The sequence below is a fragment of the Halovenus rubra genome, from assembly GCF_026586665.1.
Taxonomy (GTDB): Archaea; Halobacteriota; Halobacteria; order Halobacteriales; family Haloarculaceae; genus Halovenus; species Halovenus rubra.
This window is the reverse complement of the sequence record NZ_JAODIY010000011.1, coordinates 248,260-254,296: the sequence shown is the minus strand read 5'-3', so window position 1 is coordinate 254,296 and position 6,037 is coordinate 248,260. Positions and strand designations below refer to the sequence as shown.

The window sequence follows — 6,037 nt, the reverse complement described above, 5'->3', positions numbered from 1 at the left end:
GGAAACCACGCATAGATCAGCGTCGAGAGAACCTGTCGCGTCTGATCGATGGTCAGGATCGTGTATTCGTCGTCCAAGTCGTTGCGCTTTTTTTGAAGCCTTCTTTCCAGGCTTCTTGGGCTCTCTCGTCGGATTTGTGGAACTCCGGCCGGGCTGTCTTCCAGGACAGCCCGGCCTCAGACATCAATCGTCGGACGTGGCGTTCACAGTACTCAACGTCGAATTCTTCGGCGAGATAGTGCCGTGCTAGTGGAACAGACCACGCGGGCGCATCATATCCGACTTCCTCGGGTGAGTCGTGGAGTGTTTCAACGAACTGCTCATGCTGTTCGTCGGAGAGTTCCGTTGGTCTGCCTTCACGCTGATCGTCGTAGGCGACTTGCTCGACCGGCTCATCAGCGAGCCGGTCGAGCCGATCAACCCATCGAGACAGCCATGGACCGGTGTAACCGTACCGTTCAGCAACTTCTGCCATCGTCGCGTCGTCTTCTTCGAGATAGTTGATAACTGCCATCAGCCGCTGTGTCGGCTTCTTGTCCTCGACCTCCGCGAGAGCGTCGCGGAGGTCGTCGAGAGTGGTAGCGTCAAGCGTGGCCATACCCAACAGTCACACTCTAGCCTAAAGAATATTCAGCCGACAGTATCAGTGTCGACTAACAGGGTCGTCTTCATGGCGTTGAACGAGTAGCCGACACGATTGCGGTAGTGAGAACTGGCCTGATCACGCTGGAAGCCGCTTGCATCTATTGACGCTGTCCCCGACAGCCCCGCCTGCTCCGCAGACTGACGGAGCAGGCGGCGCAACTCCTGCATCGGGAATTCACCGTCCCAGACACTGAACGACGTGTGATCTGGGGATTCATCAAGTCCAAACACATCGAGAATACCGGGCATTTCGTTGAGATAGTCTTCGAGCTTCCGGAGCGGTTTGTTAATTTCCTCTTTGAGCAGTAGGAGTGCGATTTTCGTGGACTTGTCGTACCCGTCGTCGCCGTCGGCGACAGCGGGTTCCTCTGGCTCTTCCACGTGGGTCGTAGTGAATTCGTGATACTTCTCTGCGAGGGTTCTAAGTCTCCCCATACCGCCAGACGGCGTCCAAATCCCCTGAAATCAGCGATACAATCCGCAGACGGCGGCCGCGTTCAACGGAGCAAGTGGGGACGATTCACCGAGTGCATACAATGTGATGGGAGATCTGAACAATGTTGCCGATGTTGCCCCCGAAGAAGTGGCGTCTTCTCTTGACCGCATCGTCACGAATCGCTCGTCTGGGGTGTCTGCACGCAAGGAACTTTCACAGTTACTGTCCACACTCGCTGCGGTCCAGCCCAGTACCGTCGCTTCTCGGACCGATATGCTCGTAGGGCTAATCACCGACGAGAAAGATGAGACTCGCGAGGCAGCAGCGACCGCGTTGCGCCACTTGGCCGCTGCAGGTCACGACCTGCCGTTCGGACTCGAGCAGTTGGCACAGGGCGAGACAGACGACGACGCGTGGCCGATGGGGGTCGTCGCCGACGTCGCTCCCGAATTAGCTAGACAGCTGCTGCGTACCTCCCTGGTCAGCATCGATTCGTCGAACACTGACCGGGCAGACTTACTCATTNCTCGACCTCCGCGAGAGCGTCGCGGAGGTCGTCGAGAGTGGTAGCGTCAAGCGTGGCCATACCCAACAGTCACACTCTAGCCTAAAGAATATTCAGCCGACAGTATGAGTACTGCTCGCTGTCTATCGTCGAGACAAAAAACCGGATGGTCCGCTATGCCGACTGGTTGACCGAGAACGTCCCGGTGCCGGAGGGCGTCACGGACTTTCATATCCACCTCTCGGGGTGTACCGCATCGTGTGCCCAGCCACAGATCGCCGACATCTCGCTCCGGGGGATGAAGACCCGGAAGGACGGCGACCCAGTCGAAGCCTTCGATGTCGGTCTCGGCGGCGGGCTTGGAGAGAACCCCCAGTTCGCGGAGTGGATAGCGATGCGGGTGCCTGCCGACGAGGTCCCTGGGTACGTCCAGAACCTCCTGGCAGCCTTCGAGGATCGACGGGAGGGCCGGGAGTCGTTCCGGGAGTTCGTTGCACGCCTGGACGAAGAGCAACTCCAGGAGTTGGCTGACCCCGAGGAGACCTCCTATGAGGACCCCTACATGCACAACACGAAGATGACCTGGTACCCTTACGCCGAGGACGACGACATGGCAGACAGTCCCGCTCCGACCGATGGCGAGGGGAACTCACTCCCGTCCGATGACTGACCATGGCCGACCGACTCATGAAGGTCAACTCCTTCACGACGCTGGACATGGTCGAGGCACGCGCCGAGGGCCACGACTTCGAGGAGTCGACGCTAGCGACGGTGAACGTGACCACCCCGCGGGGAAACCCCGAGTACGTCAGACTCCAGGTCGAACTCGACAACGTCGATCTGGGCCACCTGCCACCTCACGCGGACAGCGTTGCCCTCTCACCAGCCGACGCACGGGCACTCGCCGCCGACCTGGAGACGTACGCCGACCGGGTAGCGGACGCGACGGAATCAGAAGAGACGCCCCAGACGGGAGGGTCCGACGATGAGTGAGACCACTCTCGTCCTGGCGGGACACGGTTCCCACCGAAACTCGGACTCGTCGTCGCCGGTGTGGTCCGCCGTCAATGCGGTCCGCGACTGCCTCGAAATCCCCGTTCGTGGCGCCTTCTGGAAGGAGGAACCGTCGTTCCGTTCGGTCCTCCGGACCATAGACACCCCAAAGGCCGTCATCGTCCCCTTCTTTATCAGCGAGGGGTACTTTACCGAGCGGATCCTGCCGCGGGAGGCCGGCCTCGGAGCGGCGGACCGGCGGGCTCTCGATGCGCCAGTTGAGGTCCAGTACGCCGACCCCGTCGGGACACATCCTGCGATGCGGGACGTCGTTCTCAATCGGGTCCGGCGGTCCTACGGTGCCCCGGACGGCGAGGTCGGACTGGCACTGCTTGGACACGGCACCGAACGCAACCCGAACAGCGCCCGGGCCGTCCAAAAGCACGCGGAGGCACTCAGCGGCCGCGAGTGTCTCTCCGGTGTTGCCGTCGGGTTCATGGACGAGGAACCCCCTGTCTCGGATGTCCTCGACAAACTGGACTGCCGGGACGTCGTGGTGGTTCCCCTGTTCGTCGCCGACGGCTTCCACACCCGCGACGAGATCCCGGCGCTCCTGGGACTGGTCGAGGAGGAAGGTGCCGACCATCCGGTCCCCGGCCGCGTCGACGGCAAGCGCGTGTACTACTTGTCGGCCGTCGGGACCGATCCTTCGATGGTCGACGTAATTCTCGAACGTGCTGCCGAGGCCGGACTCGACCCAGACGCTCCCGCCACAAACGGGGACGTCCCGGTCCGGGACGAAGCCGGCCGGGCGTTCATCGAGTGGCTCGACACCGCGGCTCCCGGCGCAACCGGGGATCCAGAGCGAACTGTCGGCGAACTACTGGTCGTCGGTGACGACTACGAACTCCGCCACCGGTCCGACCGCGGGACCGACACCGAAGACCTGGACTCGCTGGCCCTCGACACCCTCCGAGAGCGGGTGCGATACGCCGACGACGGCCGCTACCGCCCCTTCCCGGGGGAACGCACGCTGCCCCGGGGGTGGCGACTGTCGGCTTCGACGCCCGGCGAGTTGCTGAAGGGCCTCGCGACGGTCTATCCCGTCGCGATCGAACACTGGTATGGCCACGCCCACGGTGACCTTGACGCCGACGACTGGCAGTCGGTCGCGGACAGACAGACCGGCATCTACGCCAGCGTGGCAGACCTCGACCCTTCAGAGGTCGAACGGGTCGCCGAGTCCGTCTGCGGAGAGTGTTCGAGGTGCCCAACCTGGACCGCTGCCGAGACCGAATCCGAGACCGCCGTCCCCGAGGACGGGGAGCTTCCCTGTCCCGTTCCGTGTTCGTTTCTGGTGGCCGCCGCACGGGAGTGTCACCAGGCTGACGAGAAGTCGGTCGGAAATCAGCCAGTCGACGCCGACCCGACGGAGGTGGCCCGTGGGGACCTCACGGACCCCGCCAACCGATACCGGGTGCGGTACCGCGAAACCAATCGGGTCCCCAGTGCCCACGGGGCGAACCAATGAGCGCGATCACTGGAACCGTCTACCTCGTGGGTGCCGGTCCCGGCGACCCGGAACTGCTGACCGTCAAAGCCAAGCGTCTCCTTGGGGCGGCCGACTTGGTGCTTCATGACTCGCTGGTCGGGGACGCCATCGTCAGTTCTCTCTCCGAGACGGTGACGGAACACGTTGGGAAGCGCCCCAACGGCGAGCGAACGCCCCAGTCGGAGATCAACGCCCGAATGGTCCGACAGGCCAGGGCGGGCAACGACATCGTCCGGTTGAAGGGTGGAGATCCGACCATCTTCGGCCGTGGCGGGGAGGAAGCAGAACACCTTGCCCGCCACGACGTCCCCTTCGTGGTGGTGCCGGGCGTCACTAGCGCCATCGCGGCTGGCGGAGTCGCCGGGATCCCCGCGACACACCGGGAGTACGCGTCCAGCGTGACCGTCGTCACCGGCCACGAAGACCCCACCAAGGAGGGGTCGGCCCTCGACTGGAGTGCCCTCGCCGACACCGTCGCCGCCGGTGGAACCCTGGTCGTCCTGATGGGTGTGGGTCGGCTCCAGGACAACGTTGCGGCGCTGCAATCGAACGGCCTCGACGACGGGACAGCCGTCGCGATGGTCGAGCGAGCGACGCTCCCGGAGGAACGAGTCGTCACTGCGACCCTGGCGACGATAGCGGACGTCGCCGAGGCCGCAGGTGTAAAGCCCCCGGCAGTCACTGTCGTCGGCGACGTGGTAGCGGTCCGCCAGACAGTCGAGAACCACCTCGGTGCGACACCGGGTGCCACAGAGGCATCATCTTGGCCGCCGACAGGTGTCGTTGCCGACGCCGACGGGGAGGGGGAGCACGGTGACTGACGAGACGTTCGGCGAGTGGCCGCTCAAGCGGTTGCTCACTGAGAGGATCGGGTCCGGTCCCCGGTCGGCCGAGGACCTCACCTACGATCAAGCAAAGGAGGGGTTCGTCCGGCTGCTTGACGGCGACCCTGACCCACCCACCGTCTCGGCGTTCCTCCTGGCGAACCGCTGGAAGGAGAGTACGCCGGCGGAGCTCGCGGGCTTTATCGACGCGATCCGCGACCGGTCGGTTGACACCGTCGCTCCCAACGTCGATCCGGTCGATGTCGGTGCCAACTACGACGGCAAAGCCAAGACTGCACTGTTGAGTGTTGCGGCTGGACTGGTCACCGCGGCCGCGGGGACGCCCGTTGTCGTCCACAGTGGCCCGCGACTCCCGGGCAAGCTCGGCGTGACCCATCGCGACGTCCTGCAGGAACTCGGGATCCGGACGGACCTGTCCCCCGCCGAGAGCGCCCGAACGACTGACGAGTTCGGCTTCGGGTTCTACTACCAGCCACGGTTCAATCCGGGAGTCGACGCGCTCCGGTCTCTCCGCAAGTCCGTGGCCGTTCGGACGTCGATAAATACTGTCGAGACGCTGGTCAACCCAGCGGCTGCCACCGCTCACCTCGGGAGTTTCTACCATCTCACCTACGCCGAGTTGACTATTGAAGCGGTCCAACGGAGCGAAACCCTGTCCTACGACCGCATTCTGATGTTCCGGGGGGCCGAAGGCAACGGCGACGTGCGACACGGGCGAGTGCCCCTCGCCGAGTTGCACCCGGACGCCGACGAAATCGCGACGAGCAAATTCGATCCTGCGAACCTTGGGTTTGACTTCGACCGAAGCGACATCGAGGTCGATAACGTCCGGTCGGACTCCGCCCGTGCCACCGAGGCCGTCCTCGCGGGCGAGCGAACAGACTCGCTGGCCGATGCGGTGGCGGTCAACGCTGGCATTCGGATCTACGCCGGTGGCGACGTCGATTCCATCGCGGAGGGCGTTGAGGTGGCCGCAGCGACGATCGATTCGGGCGAGGCCGAAGATACCTTGGCGGCGCTTCGCGGAGCCGACTACCCACGGGTGAACGCCCAGGACTGAT

At 63.9% G+C, this 6,037-nt stretch carries 4 protein-coding genes and 3 pseudogenes; 5 read left to right on the top strand and 2 right to left on the bottom strand.

What is annotated here, in order from left to right; all coding sequences use genetic code 11:
* Positions 1-598, bottom strand: a pseudogene (locus tag N5098_RS12115) (IS630 family transposase); the annotation flags it as partial.
* Positions 599-636: 38 nt separating this feature from the next.
* Positions 637-1,080 (bottom strand): annotated as a pseudogene (locus tag N5098_RS12110) (IS5/IS1182 family transposase); the annotation flags it as partial.
* A gap of 633 nt (positions 1,081-1,713) precedes the next feature.
* Here N5098_RS12110 and N5098_RS12105 point away from each other — a divergent pair.
* From N5098_RS12105 to N5098_RS12085, 5 genes and pseudogenes are all read left to right on the top strand, one after another.
* Positions 1,714-2,256: pseudogene (locus N5098_RS12105) on the top strand (ferredoxin--nitrite reductase); the annotation flags it as partial.
* 2 nt (positions 2,257-2,258) lie between these two features.
* Entirely contained in the window at positions 2,259-2,579 is a 321-nt protein-coding gene (locus N5098_RS12100) for a DUF6360 family protein (protein ID WP_267638129.1), read from the top strand.
* Positions 2,572-4,110, top strand: a complete 1,539-nt coding sequence (locus tag N5098_RS12095; protein WP_267638128.1) for a CbiX/SirB N-terminal domain-containing protein — start codon at positions 2,572-2,574, stop codon at positions 4,108-4,110. The genes N5098_RS12100 and N5098_RS12095 overlap by 8 nt, the downstream gene beginning before the upstream one ends.
* Positions 4,107-4,952, top strand: a complete 846-nt coding sequence (gene cobA, locus N5098_RS12090) for a uroporphyrinogen-III C-methyltransferase (protein ID WP_267638127.1) — start codon at positions 4,107-4,109, stop codon at positions 4,950-4,952. Before N5098_RS12095 ends, cobA begins: the two co-directional genes overlap by 4 nt.
* Entirely contained in the window at positions 4,945-6,036 is a 1,092-nt protein-coding gene (locus tag N5098_RS12085; protein ID WP_267638126.1) for an anthranilate phosphoribosyltransferase, read from the top strand. The genes cobA and N5098_RS12085 overlap by 8 nt, the downstream gene beginning before the upstream one ends.
* Position 6,037 lies beyond the last annotated feature (1 nt).